At 65.7% G+C, this 19,001-nt stretch carries 23 protein-coding genes; 10 read left to right on the top strand and 13 right to left on the bottom strand.

Translation table 11 applies throughout. The features are described from left to right. Nucleotides 1-162: 162 nt before the first annotated feature. Nucleotides 163-999 carry a hypothetical protein gene (locus tag NGM07_RS05515; protein WP_253518120.1) on the bottom strand — a complete coding sequence of 279 codons (837 nt, stop codon included), beginning with the start codon at nucleotides 997-999 and terminating at the stop codon, nucleotides 163-165. A gap of 580 nt (nucleotides 1,000-1,579) precedes the next feature. On the opposite strand from NGM07_RS05515, the gene NGM07_RS05510 reads away from it, so the two are divergent. Continuing rightward, on the top strand, nucleotides 1,580-2,596 hold the full coding sequence (locus NGM07_RS05510) for a hypothetical protein (RefSeq protein WP_253518117.1): 1,017 nt from the start codon (nucleotides 1,580-1,582) through the stop codon (nucleotides 2,594-2,596). Nucleotides 2,597-2,723: 127 nt separating this feature from the next. Here NGM07_RS05510 and NGM07_RS05505 read toward each other — a convergent pair whose 3' ends face one another. Further along, a complete protein-coding gene (locus tag NGM07_RS05505) occupies nucleotides 2,724-2,870 on the bottom strand; it encodes a hypothetical protein (protein WP_253518115.1) in 147 nt (48 codons plus the stop codon). A 223-nt stretch (nucleotides 2,871-3,093) separates the two neighbouring features. Here NGM07_RS05505 and NGM07_RS05500 point away from each other — a divergent pair, with 223 nt between their 5' ends. Further along, on the top strand, nucleotides 3,094-3,240 hold the full coding sequence (locus NGM07_RS05500; RefSeq protein WP_253518112.1) for a hypothetical protein: 147 nt from the start codon (nucleotides 3,094-3,096) through the stop codon (nucleotides 3,238-3,240). Nucleotides 3,241-3,458: 218 nt separating this feature from the next. Continuing rightward, nucleotides 3,459-4,217 (top strand): hypothetical protein, encoded by a 759-nt coding sequence (locus NGM07_RS05495; protein WP_253518109.1) that lies wholly within the window; start codon nucleotides 3,459-3,461, stop codon nucleotides 4,215-4,217. 137 nt (nucleotides 4,218-4,354) lie between these two features. On the opposite strand, the gene NGM07_RS05490 is transcribed toward NGM07_RS05495, so the two are convergent. The 3 genes from NGM07_RS05490 to NGM07_RS05480 all read right to left on the bottom strand — a co-directional run bounded on the left by NGM07_RS05490 (nucleotide 4,355) and on the right by NGM07_RS05480 (nucleotide 6,201). After that, nucleotides 4,355-4,519, bottom strand: coding sequence for a hypothetical protein (locus tag NGM07_RS05490; RefSeq protein WP_253518106.1), 165 nt, complete (start codon nucleotides 4,517-4,519; stop codon nucleotides 4,355-4,357). A gap of 101 nt (nucleotides 4,520-4,620) precedes the next feature. Further along, nucleotides 4,621-5,211: a mechanosensitive ion channel domain-containing protein gene (locus NGM07_RS05485; RefSeq protein ID WP_368410276.1), complete on the bottom strand. Its 591-nt coding sequence runs from the start codon at nucleotides 5,209-5,211 to the stop codon at nucleotides 4,621-4,623. A 102-nt stretch (nucleotides 5,212-5,313) separates the two neighbouring features. After that, a complete protein-coding gene (locus NGM07_RS05480) occupies nucleotides 5,314-6,201 on the bottom strand; it encodes a hypothetical protein (protein ID WP_253518101.1) in 888 nt (295 codons plus the stop codon). 503 nt (nucleotides 6,202-6,704) lie between these two features. Here NGM07_RS05480 and NGM07_RS05475 point away from each other — a divergent pair. From NGM07_RS05475 to NGM07_RS05460, 4 genes are all read left to right on the top strand, one after another. Next, on the top strand, nucleotides 6,705-6,941 hold the full coding sequence (locus NGM07_RS05475; RefSeq protein WP_253518098.1) for a DUF7511 domain-containing protein: 237 nt from the start codon (nucleotides 6,705-6,707) through the stop codon (nucleotides 6,939-6,941). Between the two features lie 340 nt (nucleotides 6,942-7,281). Next, entirely contained in the window at nucleotides 7,282-7,614 is a 333-nt protein-coding gene (locus NGM07_RS05470; RefSeq protein WP_253518094.1) for a DUF7344 domain-containing protein, read from the top strand. A gap of 138 nt (nucleotides 7,615-7,752) precedes the next feature. Beyond that, nucleotides 7,753-8,160 (top strand): hypothetical protein, encoded by a 408-nt coding sequence (locus tag NGM07_RS05465; protein ID WP_253518092.1) that lies wholly within the window; start codon nucleotides 7,753-7,755, stop codon nucleotides 8,158-8,160. A 55-nt stretch (nucleotides 8,161-8,215) separates the two neighbouring features. Next, the gene (locus tag NGM07_RS05460) at nucleotides 8,216-8,518 is read left to right on the top strand and encodes a hypothetical protein (RefSeq protein ID WP_253518089.1); all 303 of its coding nucleotides are present in this window, start codon (nucleotides 8,216-8,218) and stop codon (nucleotides 8,516-8,518) included. Nucleotides 8,519-8,631: 113 nt separating this feature from the next. Here the strand turns inward: NGM07_RS05460 and sucD are convergent, their stop codons facing one another. From sucD to NGM07_RS05435, 5 genes are all read right to left on the bottom strand, one after another. Further along, nucleotides 8,632-9,501, bottom strand: coding sequence for a succinate--CoA ligase subunit alpha (gene sucD, locus NGM07_RS05455; protein WP_253518088.1), 870 nt, complete (start codon nucleotides 9,499-9,501; stop codon nucleotides 8,632-8,634). Next, nucleotides 9,498-10,643, bottom strand: a complete 1,146-nt coding sequence (sucC, locus tag NGM07_RS05450; protein ID WP_253518085.1) for an ADP-forming succinate--CoA ligase subunit beta — start codon at nucleotides 10,641-10,643, stop codon at nucleotides 9,498-9,500. The genes sucD and sucC overlap by 4 nt, the downstream gene beginning before the upstream one ends. A gap of 164 nt (nucleotides 10,644-10,807) precedes the next feature. Next, a complete protein-coding gene (locus tag NGM07_RS05445; RefSeq protein ID WP_253518083.1) occupies nucleotides 10,808-12,154 on the bottom strand; it encodes an FAD-dependent oxidoreductase in 1,347 nt (448 codons plus the stop codon). A gap of 49 nt (nucleotides 12,155-12,203) precedes the next feature. Further along, the gene (locus NGM07_RS05440; RefSeq protein WP_253518082.1) at nucleotides 12,204-13,289 is read right to left on the bottom strand and encodes a class I SAM-dependent methyltransferase; all 1,086 of its coding nucleotides are present in this window, start codon (nucleotides 13,287-13,289) and stop codon (nucleotides 12,204-12,206) included. Nucleotides 13,290-13,467: 178 nt separating this feature from the next. After that, nucleotides 13,468-14,253 (bottom strand): helix-turn-helix transcriptional regulator, encoded by a 786-nt coding sequence (locus NGM07_RS05435; protein ID WP_253518080.1) that lies wholly within the window; start codon nucleotides 14,251-14,253, stop codon nucleotides 13,468-13,470. 151 nt (nucleotides 14,254-14,404) lie between these two features. Here NGM07_RS05435 and NGM07_RS05430 point away from each other — a divergent pair, with 151 nt between their 5' ends. After that, nucleotides 14,405-15,064 carry a helix-turn-helix domain-containing protein gene (locus NGM07_RS05430; RefSeq protein WP_253518078.1) on the top strand — a complete coding sequence of 220 codons (660 nt, stop codon included), beginning with the start codon at nucleotides 14,405-14,407 and terminating at the stop codon, nucleotides 15,062-15,064. Between the two features lie 94 nt (nucleotides 15,065-15,158). Continuing rightward, nucleotides 15,159-15,542 (top strand): DUF7344 domain-containing protein, encoded by a 384-nt coding sequence (locus NGM07_RS05425; protein ID WP_253518076.1) that lies wholly within the window; start codon nucleotides 15,159-15,161, stop codon nucleotides 15,540-15,542. 161 nt (nucleotides 15,543-15,703) lie between these two features. On the opposite strand, the gene NGM07_RS05420 is transcribed toward NGM07_RS05425, so the two are convergent. The 3 genes from NGM07_RS05420 to NGM07_RS05410 all read right to left on the bottom strand — a co-directional run bounded on the left by NGM07_RS05420 (nucleotide 15,704) and on the right by NGM07_RS05410 (nucleotide 17,490). Further along, entirely contained in the window at nucleotides 15,704-15,904 is a 201-nt protein-coding gene (locus NGM07_RS05420; RefSeq protein ID WP_253518074.1) for a hypothetical protein, read from the bottom strand. A gap of 74 nt (nucleotides 15,905-15,978) precedes the next feature. Next, a complete protein-coding gene (locus NGM07_RS05415) occupies nucleotides 15,979-16,176 on the bottom strand; it encodes a hypothetical protein (protein ID WP_253518072.1) in 198 nt (65 codons plus the stop codon). A 120-nt stretch (nucleotides 16,177-16,296) separates the two neighbouring features. Next, a complete protein-coding gene (locus NGM07_RS05410; RefSeq protein WP_253518070.1) occupies nucleotides 16,297-17,490 on the bottom strand; it encodes a redox-regulated ATPase YchF in 1,194 nt (397 codons plus the stop codon). A 205-nt stretch (nucleotides 17,491-17,695) separates the two neighbouring features. Between NGM07_RS05410 and NGM07_RS05405 the strand changes: the two genes are divergently transcribed. After that, entirely contained in the window at nucleotides 17,696-18,973 is a 1,278-nt protein-coding gene (locus NGM07_RS05405; RefSeq protein WP_253518067.1) for a CDP-glycerol glycerophosphotransferase family protein, read from the top strand. The last annotated feature ends 28 nt before the right edge of the window (nucleotides 18,974-19,001 follow it).

Raw genomic sequence — 19,001 nt, 5'->3', positions numbered from 1 at the left:
TCCCGGGATTATGTTGAAGGAGTACGCAGTGTCTTTTATATCTCCGTATTTGTTAGCGTTCGCAGGACTCTCGTGTGTCAGCCCTTCCTTGACTCAGTGGATGTGCGGTTTTATTGGGTCATTTTTAACTTATTCTGAACTCTCCCCCTAAAATCTCGTTTTTCACACCAAAATGCGCGCATATATGAAGGCGAATATAAGAGTCGCTAGTTGCGATTTCGTAGAAAGCTCCGTCTCAAACAGATTAAGGCCGTATCGTGAATAGAAGAAATTGACCGGAATTCGGAGAATGATAGCTCCAAGTAGGACTACTGCAGTAGCTACGCGCCCACTCACAGCTACGGTAACTACCGCCCACAATCCTACAAAAAACCCGACCAGCAGACCAAATGAAAGATAAAATACCCCAACAGAGGTGGTAGTCACTTCACCTTTAATCTCGGCGTATTGAAGCCAATTCAGACTAGCCGGTAGGTTATCGGCTTGGGACATACTTATCGCCCGTTTTCCAAACTGAGCGAACCGCTTACGGTAACTGGCAATATCGCTATCCTGAAAACCATTATAGCCAAGCATAGCCGCGTAAAGAAGGAGATCTTTGAACACCAATTCTTGTACTGCAACGAACGCAAACAGAAATACGACTAGTATCAGTCCGAGATAAAACGCAGATGGTAATGGAAGGGGGAGTTGCAGGGTCAACCAGTCAGCAAGCACATCAAAGAGATAGAGGAGAGAGACATAGGTGACGAACACAATATAGTGGGTTGTTTGGTCCAGTACAAGCGAAGAGTTAGCGTAACGGCCAAAAACAGCCATCCACCGGGCGAGGGTTACTGCAAGGAACCCAATAGCAAATAGTTTTAGGCCTGTATAAGCCATACCGGGTCTTGGAAAGCTGAGAACTGCAGTTGCTATGAGTGCACTGAACGCTATCTCAAAGGCGACTGAGGATTCCTCATCGAGCTGGAAGACTTCCGAGGGAGGAATCTTTTCCATGTGGTTACAGGACTGAGAGTGTTCGTATAAATCCACATTATATTGGATACCTTTAGCACTAGTGGACACTCCTTAATTTCACGTTCGTGCGGTCACTCGCCCGTGTAGTGGCAGGGCCGCGTGAGTTCGTTGATGTGCTGTCGGGGGTTCGTCCCTGCCGGGCGCCCATGTTTCGTCGTCAGCAACGACTCGCGCCCGTCGGAAGACTCTAATACTGGGGGGTACTCTGCCTGTTTAAGGGCTAACGTCGAGCCCTTCCCGAAACGTTCGTAGCGTTTCACTTCAGCAGGTCCCAATTCAACTCCGCGCGGGCGGTTTTTCACTCCCCGCACCGGCCCGCGCGGATTTTTCGAATCCTACTCCCGGTTACTCGTTAGGTCGAAGAACCGTAGTCGCAACGCGGTGAGTGAGATTCGTGTTTAGGTAGACACAGCACACCATAGAGGAGAGTTTTCGTCTCTGCCCAGAGGTCAGAACGGCGATTTATTAGGGAGTTGGTCGTACGGCTTGCGTCGACGTTTCGAGAGACGCGAGAGCGACCGAAGGCCAATGGGTGCAATTCAGAGATGGGGGACACACAATGACAGATTCGACGCGACGAACGGTGTTACGGCGACTCGGGGCGGCGAGTACCGCTTTCGGTTTCGGTAGTACGACGGTACTGGCTCAGGGGAGCGGACACGAACTCTGCATCAACGCACCGAGCGACCGGTCGTATCCGTACGCGTTCGCCGTCGACGGTAGCGTCGAGAAGGTCGACGACCCGGCGCAGGCTCCCATCGACTCGGACGTCGTGACCGTCGACGTCGAAGACGACCCCGACGGCTGTGTGGTCCGAGGCTACACCCGCGGAGGGTGGGACTGCTATCGCTTTTCGGGCGACCTGCTCGCCTTCGACTTGCCCGACCAGTGGGTCGAGGAGTACAACGTGTACTTCGACGGTGAGTCCGTGCATCCGAACGACCTGTGGACCGGGCGGAAACCCGACGAAGTGCAGTGTGCGGGTGGTACCGGCGACGATACTGGCGACGGTGGCGGCGCTGATACGCCACCGGAGTCGAACGACGGCGAGAAGTTCTGTCCGTACACGAACGACGCGTCGTTCGGGGCCGAACCGAAATCCACGTTCGAGTACCAGTTCACGACGAACGAGGGCATCGAACTCCCCAGCGGTCGGCGCGTCCAAGAGGCATCAGGGACCGTAAGAAACCGGGGCGGTGACTCGATGATGTTCGCCGGCGAGGTGGACTCGCTCCGACTCTCCGGCGCCGGTCACGCGACGCTCCTCCAGCAGACCGCGTGTTCCCCCGACATCCCGACCGACGTGGAGACGGTGCCGGCAGGCGGCGCGGAAGGATTTTGTCCGTTCGACAACGTACTCTCTATCGAATCCCAGACTCGTCATCCGGTTACGGTCGTGTTCGGAACCACGGCCGGAATCCAACGCGAGTCCGGCGGACCGCGACCCAACGCCGTGAAGTTCACCGTTCCGAAAACCCGTGGCGAGGCGTCGGCGTACTACGCTGGCGAAGTCACGTTTCTCGCCGTGGATGGACCGGCGCGGATCTACATCGACCAACCCAATCCGTGTCGGTAGCGTGGCCTCCGGCCAGGTTCTCGTTCAGTGGTCGCCCGCGTTCGGCGGTCGCTCGCGTTCGCCGCTCCCGTGCGAAGAACGGACTGCGCTCCCCGACCAACGCGAGTCCGCTCGTCTGACGCGCCGTTCAGGACTCGACGGCGGCCACGCCGAGTAACTGCAACGCCTGCCGGACGTGGAACTGCTTTTCGCCCTCGTCGTCGGTTTCCAACGCCCTCGTCAGGTGGTGGACCGCGCTGTCGTGTTCTGCCGAAACGTTCATGGTTTCCCCCATACTCGGCCGATTCCACCCTCGCTACTTAGTCGTTGTGAGAGTACACGAGTAACACTAGCGCCGACTGGGAGGTTCGTCCCCGACCGTTCGTCCGCCCCCGGTGTCTCCGTCCGTCTCGAAACGGATACCGGCCGCGTCCCGGTCGGAGGCGCTACTCGTCGACACTCTCCGCGAGAGCGAATCGGAACGTGACGATGTCAGACGACGGTGCTTCGAGAACGGCGTGCTGGTTTGGAAGGCCGGCCAGTACGGCAACGTGCTCCGACTCCTGCCCCCGCTGGTGCTGACCGAGGACCAGGCGGCGGTCGGCATGGACGTCATCACCGACGCCGTCCGCGACGAGGTCGCCGAGCGGTCGGCCGGCGACTGATTCTCGGACGTTAAACGGACCATAAGGATTCGATTTACGCCGACCGACGCCCGTAGCCGCGGGTCCCGGCGGGGCAAGCGAACACGAGTCGTCTCGGGCCTCCCGGCGGGCGAGCGGGAACGCTTTCGGGACGTTTCGACGGTTCCCGGACTTTCGGTGCGTATAACCGCTGCGTTACCGCCCGCATAATAAACTCGGCGAGGCGAGAACCCCGAGCCATGAAGCGCCGACCACTGATCGCAGTAGGACTCGTCTTCGCCGTCGTGCTCGCAGGCTGTGCGGGCTTCGGACCGTCCGGAAGCGACACGACGACGGAATCGACGACCATGGAACCCGCAGATACAACCACGGCCACCACCACCGCGGCAACGACGACCACCGCGACCGCGGACACCACCACGGACACGCAGGCGACGTCCACCACGACCGCGGAGACGTCCGCGGGCGAACAGACGAGTACGACCGAGCGAACCGGTACGACCGCGACGACGGCGACCACGACCACCGCCTCGTGGTCGAAGCCGAAGTCGCCGAACAAGCCGCTCCAGGACAAGCGCAACGAGTCGAGCGTCGGCGACCGCATCCGGGGCGTCACCGTCGTCCAGAAGACCCAGGCGAGCGGTAGCGGTTACTCGGACTTCGACCTGCGGATCGGCGCCAACACGTCGATGTCCCGCGTCGACCCCGCCGACCACGGCACCGTGCGCGGCGAACCGTACTTCGTCGTCTACGCCCACGCCTCGTTCGAGGACGGCGGCCGGTTCACGTACCTCAGCGGCGACCTCCTCGCGCGGTCGTCGGTCGAGCAGAACGCGAACGGCACGTACACCGTCGAAATCCAGCCCGAAGCCCTCGAACGGGCCGGCGTCGAGAAGGGGAACGTCGAACTCACGGTGATACTGCTGGACGAGGACAGCGAGTGGGACGACATCTACGGCGTCCAGAAGGTCACCGTCGAGTACTCGCCCGAGCAGTGACACCGTCGGCCTCTCGACGTCCCTCGCGGTACTGACCCGAAATCACCGCTTTTCTGCGAGAGTGTCCCCTCGCAAGCGACGGGACCCTCTCGCCCGCCGTCGAACCCGTCACGCCGCCTCGAACCGCCCTCGTCCGACTACGAGGGGTGCTGGTGTCGAAGCTTCTCGGCGACCTGTCCGGGAACCGGCGTGCCGCAGTCCCGGCACTTCCAGGTCGGATACACCCCCGAGGATTCCTTCGTGAGGTCCTGTTTGTACTCCAGTTTCGCCCCACACGTACACCGGTGGGTCGCGTTCGACATGGACCACGGTAGTCGCCGGGACGGAATAAAACGCGCGCCGGTTCGGTCCCGACCGTGTCACGCCCGCCCGTCGCGTCCGTCTGTCGCGTTCGTCTGACCCATCACGCCCGCTCGTCGTCCGGGTCCGCCGCCCCGACGGCGGACCCGGACGACGACTTCTTGGTCCACTCGGCTTCGACCTTGCTGTTGGCCAGCACCACCACGTCGCCGCCGTCGGCGGTCAGTCGCGTCTTCCGGAGTTCGATGGACTGGACGGTTCCGGTCACGTCGGCGGCGACCACCTCGTCGCCGGGGTTGAAGTCAGGGTCCTTCAGGAGGTACACCCCCGCGACCGTGTCGGCGATCATGTCCGAAAGCGCGTAGCTCACCCCGAGCGCGACGAACCCCGTCGCGGTGCCGAGGCTGGCGGCGATCTCGCCCATGCCGAGGAGCTTCAACAGCGCGAGCGCCGCGCCGAACCAGAGGAAGACGGCGACCACGGTGGTGAAGAGGTCGGCCACGAGGTCGTCGTACACCGCCTCGAACACCGGTCTGACGAGTCGTAGAATCGCCCTGATGGCGACGTACGCCACGACGAAGAAGATTAGCGCGGTCAGCAACTGGGGGAGCGTCTCGACGAGCGCGGCCCGGAGTTCGGCGAGCACCGCCTCGACGATTCGGTCGAGCGACCATCCCGACCCGGTCTGAGTCACCCTCATTGAACCGTCACAGTCTCCGAACCGACAAGATTTTTCCGGCGGAGAGTATCCGGGATTCGGCGCGCGGCCGCGAAGCGCGGTCGGCGAGTCGTCGCCTCAGACCTCCGGACCGTAGTCCGAGAGCGCCCGTACCGCCGAGTCGCGCCTGGCGGCGAGCAACTCCCGGCGCTTCTCGGCCAGGTTCGACCGGAACGCCTCCTTCACTTCGAGTCGTTCGTCCTCCCAGGCCTTGATGCGGGCGTCGGGGATGTTCCGGCGGTGGTGGAACCGCAACTCGACCTTGCTGAGCGTGGTGATGAACGAGTCGAGGAACGCCTCGACGACGGCGTAGTTGGGGTCGTCGTCGAGCAGGAGTCTGACGGTGTCGTTCCACGACCGGAAGAGTTCGAAGGCCTCGGGGTAGTCCTCCCGGGGGTAGGTGGTCGCCATCTCGTCGAGCGCCGCGACCACCGACTCCCGGCGCGACCGGTCGGCGGCCTGGAAGTCGCCGAGCGTGCGCTGTTCGTCCAGGTCCACCCGCTTGAGTTGCGACCGGAGTTCGCTGTACGCCCGGATGAACCGGTTCGGGACGAACTCGCGGTACTGGTAGCGCTTTATCTGGTCGGTGTTCTGGCGCTCGAACTTCCCGACCGTCCAGCGGACGGCCTCGTCGATGTACCGCTTCTCGCGGTCTTCGACCGCGAAATCCCAGTCGCTGACGTCGTCGGCCGGGAAGTACTGCTGGCCCGACCAGAACTTCGCGGCGGGCGCGTTGTAGAACGAACGGTCGAGCGACGGTTCGTCGACCACTTCGCCGTAGACGTACCAGTAGCGCGGGAACTCGATGTCGTGGCCGAGTTCCGACTGGAGGTACCGGTCGGCGATACAGCTGAGTTTGTTGAACTTCGACCGCGAGGTGGCGGTGCTTCGGGAGTCGTCGAGGCGGACGAGGAGTCGGTAACAGAGGTACTCGGCCTGGCCGAACGGACCGCTGGAGTCCGTCATCGGCAGGCGCCTCCGCGTCGGGCGCGGCCGACGCTCGCCGGCGGGCGGCCGCGCGTCGTCGGTTTCGGTTGCATCACGTCTCGTTCCTCCTCGACGGTGTCGTCGGGTCCCGCTCGCTCTCGCGGGACTCGGCGCACTGCGTTCGTCGCGCGGGCGGTCCGTCAGACGCCCGCGTTGCGCGTGTCGTACCGGTTTCTATCGGAGGGGAATATAAAAATTGTGATAGCCGTTACCGTATTGGGTTGGTGGCCGAGAAATCAGCGTCGAAAAATATGCTCCACAGCGTCGTACCGGCGGTTCGGCGAAAACCGGACTTCGGCGCGAACAGTATTGTGTGAAGACAGTTACCCGCGACGGAATCAAATCGCAGTCAAGTCGGCGCGTCGTCGAACCGGACGAAAGTCGTCCGGGGAACCGCTCCCCTTCGCACCGAACGACTATATATCCGTCATAGAAAATACTTAATCCGTCGGCGTTCCAGCGTCGAACGCGGTCGGAACACCATGAGCAGTAACCCCGACACCGCCGACGGCAGGACCGACCCCGACCACCCCGCACCTTTCGATACGGAACTGAACGCCGACCATCCGCTCGCCGAACTCCGGTCGGTCGTCGTCAACTACGAGGATCGCCCCGACAGGCGAACCGTCTACCCCGAAGGCCTCCCCACCGTCGAGCGAATGTCCACCTGGCTCACCGCCGACGACGACGCGTTCGTCGACCTCGACGAAGCGCGCTGATACCGTTCGGCCGGACGCTCGACGACTCGCCTCGGTGCGACCGCCGTCTGCCCTTTCCTTTCGCCGCCGCCCGTCTCCGTTACGCCCCGTCGCTGGTCGGAGTCTCTCCGGCGGCACGCGCCCCACCTCCGTCGTCTGCCGCCTCACTTCTGTCGTCCCGCTTCTTCCATTTCCGTTCCTGCCACCTCGTTCCTGCCGTCGCTCTCTCCGGGGAAACTGGACGGTCGCCGGCTAACCGTCGGATGGGTTGGCATACGTTCACACCGGTTCGGGTCCGGGCGGGAACGTATCAGTACGGCGAACAGTTTGATGTGCAGGCGCGTCGTCTGCGACGATACCCATGGACGACCCGCCGCGAACTGCAAACGCCGACGGCCCGACCGCCGTCTCGGACGCGCTCCACTGGGCGCTGACCGACGACCGCCGCCGCGCCGCGCTGGCGTACCTGCGGTCGCGCGACTCGGCGACGCTCTCCGAACTGGCCGACGACCTCGCCGCCGCCGACGCCGACGCGCAGGCCGAGACGCTCCGACTCTCGTTCGCTCGCCACCACCTCCCGGTGCTGGCCGCGTCCGGATTGGTCGAGTACGACGAACGCGACAAGCGCGTGGCGCTCGCCGACCTCTCCGACGACGCCCGCCAACACGTCGAACGCGTGCTCGACGAGCGGTGAGGCGTCGAGCGACCGGCGAACAAATTGCGGCGACCGTACATCGCGAGCTCGGACCTCTCAGCCGGCGAGAATAGAGAGGCACTACCGAAGAGGCTTCAATTCGGTACGTTAATTTATGTCGACTCTACTGCCTCGCACATGGACCTCGCCCTCCGCCTGGCGCTCGCCGCCGTGTTGACGGTGGCACCGACGCTGCTGTTCGTCGGACTCATGCGGGGTCTGAACGTGCTGCGGGACGACGCGATGCTCGCCCGACTCGCGGCGCGGGAGGACTTACCGCCGGAAGTACGGAACGCGATACCGACAGAAGTCACCCGAACGGTTTCCGCGACCCGCTCGGTCGAAACCGCCTCCCGCGACTCCGGTCGGTCGGAGTCTCGCTCCCGCGGCGTCACCGACGCGGCCGCCGGAATGCTCTCGGTCGGCCCCATCCGGAGCGGCCGGTCGCGCCGCTCCGGGGAGTTCGTCCGGTGTTCGACCTGCGGCGAATCGAACGAAGATTGGGCGACTTTCTGCGGGGAGTGTCTGACCCGCCTCGGCGACTGACTCGGCCGCTCGCCCCGCCACAAGGAATAACCCGCTCGCAGCCGTGTGACCCTACGTGTCCAGAGACGACTCCTACGCCGACGATACCTACGACGAAGCGTACAGCGACGACGAGTACGATACGTACGACGATGACGAGTACGGCACCTACGACGACGAGTACGATACGTACGACGAGGAGACCGCGTACGCCGAAGACGACGAAGACGATGGGAGTTGGTGGGACGAGGGCGCGATCGGACTGCTCCTGATCGCCGGCGTCGTCCTGTTCTTCTTCCCCGAACCGTTCACGTCGGCGGTCGGGATGTTCCTCATCGGGACGGCGGTGGTGGCGTGGATCGTCGACTGGCTGATGTGACGGCGCGGGCACACTATTTCTGCGGTGCGGAGGACCGACGACGAGCAGTCCGACGACCGGTCAAAACGCCGCCGTGACAGCCCCGAATCGAAAAAAGAACCGACCGAACGGCGCTACAGGAAGTCCTCGATGTGGTCGGCGACCTCGTTCGGCGTGTCGCCCACCGGGACGCCCGCGTCGTTGAGCGCCTGAATCTTGCTCTCGGCGGTGCCGGTGCCGCTGCCGGAGACGATGGCGCCGGCGTGGCCCATGCGCTTGCCCGGCGGGGCGGTCCGTCCCGCGATGAAGCCGGCGACCGGCGTGTCCATGTTCTCGGCGATGTAGCGGGCGGCCTCCTCCTCGTCCTCGCCGCCGATTTCGCCGCACATGACGACCGCTTCGGTGTCTTGGTCCTGCTCGAACAGTTCGAGCGCGTCGATGAAGTCGGTGCCGATGATGGGGTCACCGCCGATACCGATGGCGGTGGTCTGACCGATGCCCCGGGAGGTGAGATTGTCGACGACCTGGTAGGTGAGGGTGCCCGACCGCGAAACCAGGCCCACGTTGCCCGACTCGAAGATGTTGCCCGGCAGGATACCGAGTTTCGACTCGCCGGGGGTGATGATGCCCGGACAGTTCGGGCCGATGAGGCGGGTGTCGACCTCCGAGAGGCGCTTGTTGACCTTCGCCATGTCCTGGGTCGGGATGCCCTCGGTGATGGCGACGACGAGGTCGAGCGGCGAGTCCAGCGCCTCGAAGACGGCGTCCGCCGCGAACGCCGGCGGGACGAACACGACCGAGGCGTCGGCGTCCTCCTCGCGGGCGGCCTCTTCGACCGTGTCGTAGACGGGGACGCCGGCGACCTCCTGGCCGCCCTTGCCCGGCACCGCGCCGGCGACGACGTTGGTGCCGTAGTCCATCATCTGCTCGGTGTGGAACTTACCCTCACCGCCGGTGATGCCCTGTACGATGACGCGAGTGTCTTCGTCGACTAGTACGCTCATTGTGCTTCCTCCTCCGCGTTTTCGACCGCACGCTGTACCGCGTCTTCGAGCGTCTCCTCGACCTGCACGAGTTCGTCGTTCAGAATCTCGCGGCCCTCCTCGGCGTTGGTGCCGGCGAGGCGGACGACCACGGGCTTGGGAATCTCGTCGAACTGCCCGAGGGCGTCGTTGATGCCCTTGGCGACCTCGTCGCCGCGGGTGATGCCGCCGAAGATGTTGAACACGACCGAGTCGACGTTCTCGTCGGAGAACACCATGTCGAGCGCGTTGGCCACCCGTTCGGCCTTCGCGCCGCCGCCGATGTCGAGGAAGTTGGCGGGTTCGCCGCCGTAGTAGTCGACGAGGTCCAGCGTCGTCATCACGAGGCCCGCGCCGTTGCCGATGATGCCGACGTTACCCGAGAGTCGGACGTAGTCGAAGCCGTAGTCGTTGGCCTTGGCCTCGAGGTCGTCCTCGGCGGCCTCTTCCTCCATCTCGGCGAGTTCGGGTTGGCGGAACAGCGCGTCGTCGTCGATGTTCATGACCGCGTCCGCGGCGATGACCTCGTCGTCCTCGGTGATCATCAGCGGATTGACCTCGATGTCGCTGGCGTCGCGGTCGTCCCAGAGCTGGTAGAGCGTGGTCAGGACGGATGCGACGTCCGAAGCGACCTCGCGGGGAACGCCCGCGTCGTAGACGACCTTGCGGGCCTGGTAGTGGTGCATCCCGAACGCGGGGTCGACGTGTTCGCGCGCGATGGCCTCGGGGTCCTCCTCGGCGACCTCCTCGATGTTGACGCCGCCCTTCGAGGAGACCATGGCGACGGGTTCGCCCTCGCCGCGGTCCATCGTGACGCCCACGTAGAGTTCGTTCTTGAAGTTCACCGCTTCCTCGACGAGCACGCGGTCGACGGTGTAGCCCTTGAGGTCCATGCCGAGGATGGAGTCGGCCGCCTCCTCGGCCTCCTCGCGGTCCTCCGCGAGCTTGATGCCGCCGGCCTTGCCCCGGCCGCCGACGTGAACCTGCGCCTTGACGGCGACCGGATAACCGATCTCCTCGGCCGCCTCCACGACCTCGTCTACGGACGACGCCAGCGTCGCCTCCGGCGTCGGAATCCCTGCATCGGCGAAGACGCTCTTCGCCTGATACTCGTGCAGTTTCATGCACTCGAAATCGCGTGTTCCGGTCGCTTAAATCCCGACGGTTCGGGTGCGTGAGGGTGACGCACGAACCGTCTCCGTCGCGTCCACGCCGCGGTCCGCCTCGACCCCAGTCCGCCCGCTATCGCGCCGCGACAGCGGGGTTCTGGACCCGACCGAACGCGCGCTCAGACCGGCTTCAGCACGCGCCACGCGACGTTCGGCCGCAGCAGCGAGGACGGCGGCTCCTGCATCGCGAGGACCCTCACGAACGCGTCGGTCAGCGCGCCGTCCGCGTGGGCGCCACGTAGCAGTCGACCCAGATACCAACTGGAGAACGCCGTCCCCCTCGGCTTCGGCCCCTGCGTCTCCGGGAACCCGAAGTCCGCGCCGACGGCCATCGTCCACGCCACGTCCACGACGTCGGCGGCGCCGTCGAAGAAGCGCAGCGGAAGCTCTTCGCGGCCGCCGGTCGCGAGCGCGCGGTGAAGCAACAAGGCTTCGAGCGCGGCGACGGACATCCCCTGGCCGTAGATGGGGTTGAAGCTCGCTATCGCGTCGCCCACGACGACCAGCCCCGCCGGAAATCGGCGGAGGTCCTCGTAGCGGTTGCGGCGGTTGCTCGGGAACGGGTAGCTCTCGACGTCCCCGACTCGCGGGTGGTCGTCGAGCACTCGCTTCGGCTGCGGGACCGCCAGACTGGCGGCGAAGTCGGCGAACGCCTCGGGGTCCGTCGGCGGGTGGTCGCCGTGGACGCCGTGGACGTTCACCAGCCAGCGCCCGCCTTCGACGGGCGTGACGAGGCCGCCCCGCGTCCGGGGGGCCTCGGCCGGCGCGACGACCGTCCGGCGGTCGCCCGCCGGCCGTTCCACGAAAGTCGAAGCATAGCCGACGTCGATGCGGACCTCGTCGACCGGCGGGGGTTCGTAGCCGCGGTCGGCCAGCCAGGCCGGCGTGCGACTCGTTCGGCCGGTCGCGTCGACGACGAGGTCGGCCGCGAGTTCGTCCCGCCCGGCCGCCCGGTCGCGCACCGCGACGCCCTCCACGGTGGCCCCCGCATCGTCGGTGACGTAGTCCGTGAACCGGCACTCCGGTCGCAGGCGGACCGCTTCGAGCGCCGCGACGCGACGTCGGATTAGCTGTTCGTACAGCGGCCGAGTGGCCAGGTACTGCGGGAAGCGCTCCGTGCATCTGGCGAGGAAGTCCCCCTGGCTGTACTGGACGAGGTCGCGCCGGACGTCGATTTCGACCCCGCCGGCCGCGACCAACTCCTCGCTGTAGCCGGGGAAGAGGTCCTCCAGCGTCGCTCGTCCGGCCTCCCACAGCACGTGGGGTTGGCGGGCCTGGGGCACGCCAGGACGAGGCGTCGGCTCGTCGTCGAGCGAATCACGGTCGAGTACGGTGACCTCCTCGAAGCCGTCGGCCAGTACGCGCGCCGCGAGGAGTCCGGCGACGCTCGCGCCGACCACCACCGCGTGGCCGCCGCTCGGTTCGAGTCCCTCGGGGTCGTACCCGGGAACGGTCGCCAGGGTCACGGCTTCGGTTCCGTCGACGCGCCGTCGTTCCGAGGACGCCGTCTCCCGGTCACGGCTTCGCCTCGAACACCATGTCGAACGGTGTCTCGGTCGCCCGGCGGAACCGCGAGAACCCGCCCTCCGTGACGACTTCGCGGATCTTCGCCTCACCTGCCTGCGCCCCGAGTCCGTAGCCGACCTCCTGGCTCAGCGAGTTCGGCGTGCAGAGCATCGTCGAGGCCGAGTAGTACGCCCGGCCCCGCGGGTTGAGGTTGTCCTCGACCCGGTCCTCGGCGTAGGGTTCGACGACCATCCAGGTGCCGTCGTCGGCGAGCGTCTCGGCGACGTGGGCCGCCGCGCCGACGGGGTCGCCCATGTCGTGGAGGCAGTCGAACGCGGTCGCGAAGTCGTAGTCGGTCCCGTCGTACTCCTTGGCGGTCGCCACCTCGAAGCTGACGCGGTCGGCGACGCCGGCGGCTTCCGCGCGCTCGCGCGCCACGTCTATCGACGCCTCGTGGTAGTCGACGCCGACGAACGTCGAGTTCGGGTACGCCTCGGCCATGATGATGGTCGGCGCGCCGTGGCCACAGCCGACGTCGACCGCGCGCCCGCCCTCCTCCAGGGTCTCCGCCACGCCGTCGAGCGCGGGAATCCAGTTGTCCACGAGTTCGGCCGCGTACCCCGGCCGGAAGAAGCGCTCGACGCCGTGGAACACGCCGTCGTCGTGTTCGTGCCAGCCGACGCCCTCGCCCGTGCGGAACGCCTCGAGGAGTCTGGGTTCGCTCTGTATCGCCGCCGCGCTCGTCTGGAACGCCCCGGGGATGAATACCGAACTGTCCTCGTCGGCCAGGATGAACGCCTGTTCCGGCGAGAGGTGATAGCGGTCCTCGTCAGGGTCGTAGCTCACGTATCCGCCGGCGGCCTGCGAGCGTAGCCACTCTCGGACGTAGCGCTCGGCGGTGTCGGTTTCCTCGGCGAGTTCGCTCGACGTGAGCGGTCCCTCGTCGGCCAGCGCCGCGTAGAGGCCGAGTTCGTCGCCGACGACCACCAGCGCGGCGTGGAACGTCGCGCCGAAGTCGACCAGCGCCGTCTCCATCAGTTCGTCCAGTTTCGATTCGTCCATCGGGTCTTCCGCCGTTCGAGTCTCTGTCGTCATCGTAGGTCTGCTCCCCGAACGAGTACGCGGCAGACCGATACCTAGCTATCCGGTGACATTCGGTCACTACGTGGGTTCGACCCGGGTGGTGAAACGGATGCAACCGGTGGACCCGTCGACCGGCCGCGCCGCGGTGTCGTTCCTGTCGCCGTGTCGTTCCTGTCGCCGCGCCGTCCGGTTACGCTTCGGGCGCGTCCAGGTCGAGGGGTTCGGCTTCCTCCCGGTAGGCGTCGTAGAGTGCAGTCGCCCACTCCCTGGCCTCTGCGGCGTCGGTGTCGACGATGGCCCGTAGCATGCCGGTGTCGGGGTCGTAGCCGGTGAGCGCGACCCGGTCGTCGAAGATGGTCAGCCCGCACGGCAGGGTGTCGTGGAGCAGGATGGTGAGGTTGCCGCTCGCGAGTCCCCGCTCGGCCGCCTCGGGCGACCAGTCCAGCACCGCCTCGACGATCGGCGACGGGTAGATGATCTCGGTGTCCGTGCCGGCCCGGACGTTCCGGAAGAGCGTGCCGGCGTTGGCCGACTTGAGCGTCGGCGTCCCGAACGCCCGCATCGTCTCGGCGTTCTCTATCAGTTCGTCGTAGCGCCGAACCGGCCGGTACGGTTCCTCGTCGTCGACGACCGTGACGACCGCCTCGGCGAACGCCTCGATGCTGATACCGAGTTTCTCGGTCGGCAGCCACCGAGCGACTTCCCTGAGCTTCTGTCTGGTTTCCATCCGGTCGAGCAGGCTCGTCACCTCATCGGCGACGAACTCCCCCTCCGCAGTCAGTCGATACTCGTGTCCGTCCCGGACGATCCAGCCCCTCGTTTCGAACTCGCGTAGCGTGCGTCCGACGGTCGACGACGAGGCGCCGGTCGGTCGGAGTTCCGACCGACCGCGCGGACGCTCGGCCAGCGCCTCGAGCGCCTCGACGCGGTGCTCCGAGCGGACGAGAAACTCGACCTCGTCGCGCGCACTTTCCATGGTACTAATTCGCATCCCACGCTAAATTTGTATGGGACGAGCGCCGTCGGTACCAGGCTTCGAAGGCCCCATGACTCGCTTTCGGACGGGGAATCGACGGACGGAACGCAGGTTGCGGTGCGGTTTTGCATCCCGAGCGAGTCGTATCACTATGAGCGTCGTCGCGGAGTTCACCATCAACGCCGACGAGTTCCTGCTCGGCCAACTCATCGCGTCCCACCCGAACCTCTCGGTCGAACTCGAACGTGTCGTCCCGGCCGAAAAGCGCATCATGCCCTACGTCTGGGGCCACGGCGGCGACCTCTCGGAGTTCGAGTCGACCCTGGAGTCCGACCCGCACATCAAATCGTTCGCCGTGCTCGACCGACTTCCGGAGAGCGCGCTCTACAAGATAGAATGGGAGGAACCCGCCGAACAACTGATATACGGCATCACGAAGACCAACGCCACCATCCTCGAAGCGTACGGCGACGACGAGTGGACGTTCCGTATCCGGTTCGAAGACCACTCCGGCCTCGCAGCGTTCCACAGCTACTGTACCGACCACGGCATCAGCTACCGCCTCAACCGGGTCTACACGCTCTCGGACCAGTCCCGGGAGTACGACGCCCACGGCTTGACCGACGTCCAGTACGAGACGCTGGTCGCGGCGGTCCGCGGCGGCTACTTCAAGATTCCCCGCGAGATAAGCCTCGGCGAACTCGCCGCGGAGTTCGACGTGTCCGAGCAGGCGGTCTCCGAGCGGATTCGGCGGGCGGCCGACACCATCCTCCATCACGTCCTGTTCCATCCCGACCCCGACGAGCGGTGAGGACCAAAATAAATAAGCGAGTCTATTTGAACGGCTTGATTGCTCAAAGACACGGCCTTCTCATCACGGTGTCTCCACTCTCGCGTATGCCACGATGAGTTCCGACAACACCGAACACGAACGCTACCTCGACGTCCTGTACAGCACGCTCTCGCACCCCCACCGCAGAATCGTCCTCCGGTACCTGCTCCGCCACCCGGGCCGGGTCCCGGTCGCCGACCTGGCCGCCGAAATCGACCTGTTCGAAGCCGACGCCCCCGTCGGCAACCCGGCGCTTCCGGCCGGCAACCCGGCGTCTCTCGTCGGCCTCCACCACGTCCACCTCCCGAAACTGCTCGACGCCGGCCTCGTCGAACTGGAGTCGACGACTCGCACCGTCTCGCTCTCCCCGCGCGCCGCCAGCGTTCCGCTCGATTCGCGGGCCGACCGCGGACTCCTCGACCCGTCGCGCCGGAGCGCGGAACTGGACTCCGAATAAGCCGCTTCTGGCAGTCGTCGGCGACAGACAGAATTCGCGTCGAGAATCACGGCGTACCGCCGATGCCCGACCGCGTCGCTGAGGCGACACGCCCCATCCCGGTGCAGTGCCGAACCAGGTCCCTCGAACCTCAATCTGTGCGACCACCCCGGCGCCCGTCCTTACTCCTCGGCGTACAGTCGCACCAGTCCGCACTCGGGGCATCGCTTCGGGGTCACGTCCCGCGCCGTCGTGACGCCGACCGCCGCGAGCACGTCGTCGCCCTCGGCCTCGGTCCTGACCCGAAACTCTCCCTTTCCGGTGAAGAGGTCGGCCTCCTCCAGCGTCACGTCGCAGTCCGGACAGTGACCCTCCGTTGCCATGTCCGTTCGTCTCTCGCCCGGCGCGAAAAACATGTCGGTTGTAGGTAACGAACTGACACCTAACACGTCGGCGCTCACTCGGCGTAGAACCGGACGAGTCCGCACTCGGGACAGACGTACCCGTACGCGTAAGTGTTGCTCGTGAGGCCGAGTTTGCTCAGGATGCCGCCGTCGTCGTCGTAGATTCGAATCTTGTTGCCGCGGTGGTTCGCGTCGTACTGGACGCCTTCGAGGGCGACGTCGCAGTCGGGGCACCGGCGCGTCGGGCTCATACGATTTCGGTTCCGTCACGGCGTAAAAAACGTGGTGGTCGCGTGGTTCGACGTGGCTGAGCGCGACGGTTCGGCTCTCCGGCCGACCCGCGACGGACCGCCCGGGCGGTCCGTCGCGGGTCAGTTCGTCGAGACGATGTCGATGACGGCCCGGTCGTCCAGCACGGTGTCGGCGCCGACCTGGCGCTTGCTCCGGCAGTCGACGCCGTGGAGGAACCCCTCGCCGAGGTCCGAGTGGATGTGGTACGCGAAGTCCTCGGCGGTCGCGCCCTCCGGCAGGAGGAAGCAGTCCGGCAGGACCTCCCCGCGCTCGTTGCCGAGGCCGTTCGCGCCGCCGGGGAAGACGGGCACGACGCCCAGTTCCTCGAACAGCGCGGTTTCCAAGGCCCGCTGGACGCCGGTCCCGTCGTACTCGGCGACGAACGACTCGATGGCTTCGAGGCCGGCGCGTTGGTCGCCCGACACGTCGCCAACGATGTCGAACGCCAAGTCGCCGGGGCGGTACTCGACCGCGCCCTGCTCGGCGGCCTTCTTCAGGGCCTTCTCGGCGTGGGCGCTCGCGGGGACGAAGGTGAGGTGGTCGTAGTCGGGGTCGTTCGTTATCTCCTCGAAGTTGGCCTGGGCTTCGGGCGTGTCCATCTTGTTCGCGGCGACGACCATCGGCTTGGTTTCCTTGCGAATCTCGCGGGCCAGCGCCTCGCGGTCGGCGTCGTCCCACGTCTCGGGGTCGAGTTCGAGGTCGAGCGAGAGTATCTCGCGCTTTATCTCGTCCTTGTTGATGCGGAAGGCGCTCATCTGTTCGGCGAGTTCGACCTCGATCTCGTCGTCCTCGCCGTCGTAGCCGCTCTCGTATCGCGAGATGCCCTTCCCGAGGATTTCGAGGTACCACATGTCGAGTTCCTCCTCCAGGAAGTCGATGTCCTCGCGGGGGTCGTGGTCCTCGACCGGTTCGCCCTCGATGTCGGTCTTGCCCGAGAAGTCGACGACGTGGACCAGCACGTCGGCCTCGTTGAGGTCGGTGAGGAACTGGTTGCCCAGCCCTCGACCTTCGTGGGCGCCGGGGACCAGGCCCGCCACGTCGACCAGTTTCGTCGGGACGAACCGGGTGCCGTCCTCGCAGAAGCCGACGTTCGGCGTGCACTCCTCGTCGAACTCGGGGGCGGCGCACTCGACCCGGACGTAGGCTTCGCCCACCGACGGGTCGATGGTCGTGAACGGGTACGCGCCCTCCGGCACGTCGTTCATCGTCGCGGCGTTGAAGAACGTCGACTTCCCCACCGAGGGCTTGCCGACGAGACCGATTTTGTAACTCATTAGGTTCGTCTGGCCGACGCGCAGGTAAAAGGCCTCCTACTGGCGACGACGGGCGCGAGCGGCTTTCACGGGGCGAGTTAGCACGTCTCTATTCGCCCGATTCCGACCGGGATTTTTGTCGCGGGGCGTCGTGGGTGCAAGCGATGGTTCTGCGACCGCGGTCGCGTTCGGGGAGAGTGGCTGGGACAAACGGAGGTGGTTTCGCGTGACGGGAGCGACCGACCGCGTCAGGCGGTGGTCGAATCGCGCGAAGGAGCGACTCGACGACGCCGTCGGCCGACTCCGCTACTCCGTCCAGTACGCGGGCTATCTCGCGGTGGCGCTCCTCGACGGTTTCCGGGAGCGCGAGGAGTCGCTGTGGGTGTTCGGCGCGCGCGGCGGCGAGGCGTTCGCGGACAACACCAAGTACCTCTACCTCCACGTCGCCGCCGAACACCCCGAGATTCGTCCGGTCTGGCTGGCGAAGGACCCGGACGTGGTCGCGGAGTTGCAGGCGAACGGCTACGAGGCGTACCGCCGCTACTCGCTCCGCGGACTCGCTCTGAACCTCCGGGCGGGCGTCGCCTTCCTCACGCAGGGCCACCGGGACCTCGCGATGCCCGCCTGTGCGGGCGCACTGACGGTGCTGTTGTGGCACGGCGTCCCACTGAAGACGATCTCGTGGGACGCCGAGTTCCCCGACGAACCGCCCGAGGTGCGGGCGATTCACGCCGCCATGGCCGAGGAAATCGACCTGCTCGCGGTGCCGAGCGCGGAACTGGTCGACGTCTTCGAGTCGGGCCTGCGTATCTCTCGCGACCGGATGGGTATCACGGGCTACCCCCGAAACGACGCGCTGTTCGGGTCGATTCCGGGCGAGGAACTTGGCACCGACGCGGGGGCGCTGGCCCGCGTTCGGGCGCTCGCGTCCGACCACCCGGTGGTCTGTTACCTGCCGACGTACCGGAGCGACGCCGCCGACTCGCCGACCGACCACCTCGACCTGCGTGCGCTCGACGAGTTCCTCGCCGAGCGCGACGCCTACCTCGTCGTCAAGACCCACCCGAAGGAGGAGGTGTCGCTCCCGCCGAACCTCGACCGAATCGTCCAACTGCCGGCCGCGACCGACGTCTACCCGCTGTTGCGCTACGCCGACGCACTGGTCACCGACTACTCGTCGGCGTACTTCGACTTCCTGTCGCTCGACCGCCCGGTCGTCTTCTACCCCTACGACCTGGAGCGCTACCGGCGCCGCCGGGGGTTCTACTTCGACTACGACGAAGTGACGCCGGGTCCGGTGGTGCGAGAGTTCGACGGTCTGCTGGCGGCGCTCGACGGCGTGCTGACCGACGGCGACCCCTACGGCGACGACCGCCGCGCGTTCCGCGAGCGGCTGTTAGACCGCAATTCGGACGGTTCGCCGGGAAGCGCATCGCGGTCCCGAATCATCTACGACACCATTCGGCGGCGGCTCACAGGCGAAAACGACGAACCCGACGAGTAGCGACATTGGGAACGACGGAGCGCGTCAT

This window comes from Halorussus vallis (genome assembly GCF_024138165.1).
In the GTDB taxonomy this organism is placed as follows: Archaea; Halobacteriota; Halobacteria; order Halobacteriales; family Haladaptataceae; genus Halorussus; species Halorussus vallis.
This window is presented reverse-complemented; position numbering and strand designations above follow the sequence as displayed.

Bases quoted from the DNA above. Each gene is read 5' to 3' on its own strand.
- sucC (WP_253518085.1), bottom strand. From the start codon at position 10,643: ATGAAACTGCACGAGTATCAGGCGAAGAGCGTCTTCGCCGATGCAGGG.
- NGM07_RS05495 (WP_253518109.1), top strand. From the start codon at position 3,459: ATGAAGCGCCGACCACTGATCGCAGTAGGACTCGTCTTCGCCGTCGTG.
- sucD (WP_253518088.1), bottom strand. From the start codon at position 9,501: ATGAGCGTACTAGTCGACGAAGACACTCGCGTCATCGTACAGGGCATC.
- NGM07_RS05490 (WP_253518106.1), bottom strand. From the start codon at position 4,519: ATGTCGAACGCGACCCACCGGTGTACGTGTGGGGCGAAACTGGAGTAC.
- NGM07_RS05465 (WP_253518092.1), top strand. From the start codon at position 7,753: ATGGACCTCGCCCTCCGCCTGGCGCTCGCCGCCGTGTTGACGGTGGCA.
- NGM07_RS05480 (WP_253518101.1), bottom strand. From the start codon at position 6,201: ATGACGGACTCCAGCGGTCCGTTCGGCCAGGCCGAGTACCTCTGTTAC.
- NGM07_RS05475 (WP_253518098.1), top strand. From the start codon at position 6,705: ATGAGCAGTAACCCCGACACCGCCGACGGCAGGACCGACCCCGACCAC.
- NGM07_RS05515 (WP_253518120.1), bottom strand. From the start codon at position 999: ATGGAAAAGATTCCTCCCTCGGAAGTCTTCCAGCTCGATGAGGAATCC.
- NGM07_RS05425 (WP_253518076.1), top strand. From the start codon at position 15,159: ATGAGTTCCGACAACACCGAACACGAACGCTACCTCGACGTCCTGTAC.
- NGM07_RS05420 (WP_253518074.1), bottom strand. From the start codon at position 15,904: ATGGCAACGGAGGGTCACTGTCCGGACTGCGACGTGACGCTGGAGGAG.
- NGM07_RS05435 (WP_253518080.1), bottom strand. From the start codon at position 14,253: ATGGAAAGTGCGCGCGACGAGGTCGAGTTTCTCGTCCGCTCGGAGCAC.
- NGM07_RS05430 (WP_253518078.1), top strand. From the start codon at position 14,405: ATGAGCGTCGTCGCGGAGTTCACCATCAACGCCGACGAGTTCCTGCTC.
- NGM07_RS05510 (WP_253518117.1), top strand. From the start codon at position 1,580: ATGACAGATTCGACGCGACGAACGGTGTTACGGCGACTCGGGGCGGCG.
- NGM07_RS05415 (WP_253518072.1), bottom strand. From the start codon at position 16,176: ATGAGCCCGACGCGCCGGTGCCCCGACTGCGACGTCGCCCTCGAAGGC.
- NGM07_RS05505 (WP_253518115.1), bottom strand. From the start codon at position 2,870: ATGGGGGAAACCATGAACGTTTCGGCAGAACACGACAGCGCGGTCCAC.
- NGM07_RS05440 (WP_253518082.1), bottom strand. From the start codon at position 13,289: ATGACGACAGAGACTCGAACGGCGGAAGACCCGATGGACGAATCGAAA.
- NGM07_RS05470 (WP_253518094.1), top strand. From the start codon at position 7,282: ATGGACGACCCGCCGCGAACTGCAAACGCCGACGGCCCGACCGCCGTC.
- NGM07_RS05410 (WP_253518070.1), bottom strand. From the start codon at position 17,490: ATGAGTTACAAAATCGGTCTCGTCGGCAAGCCCTCGGTGGGGAAGTCG.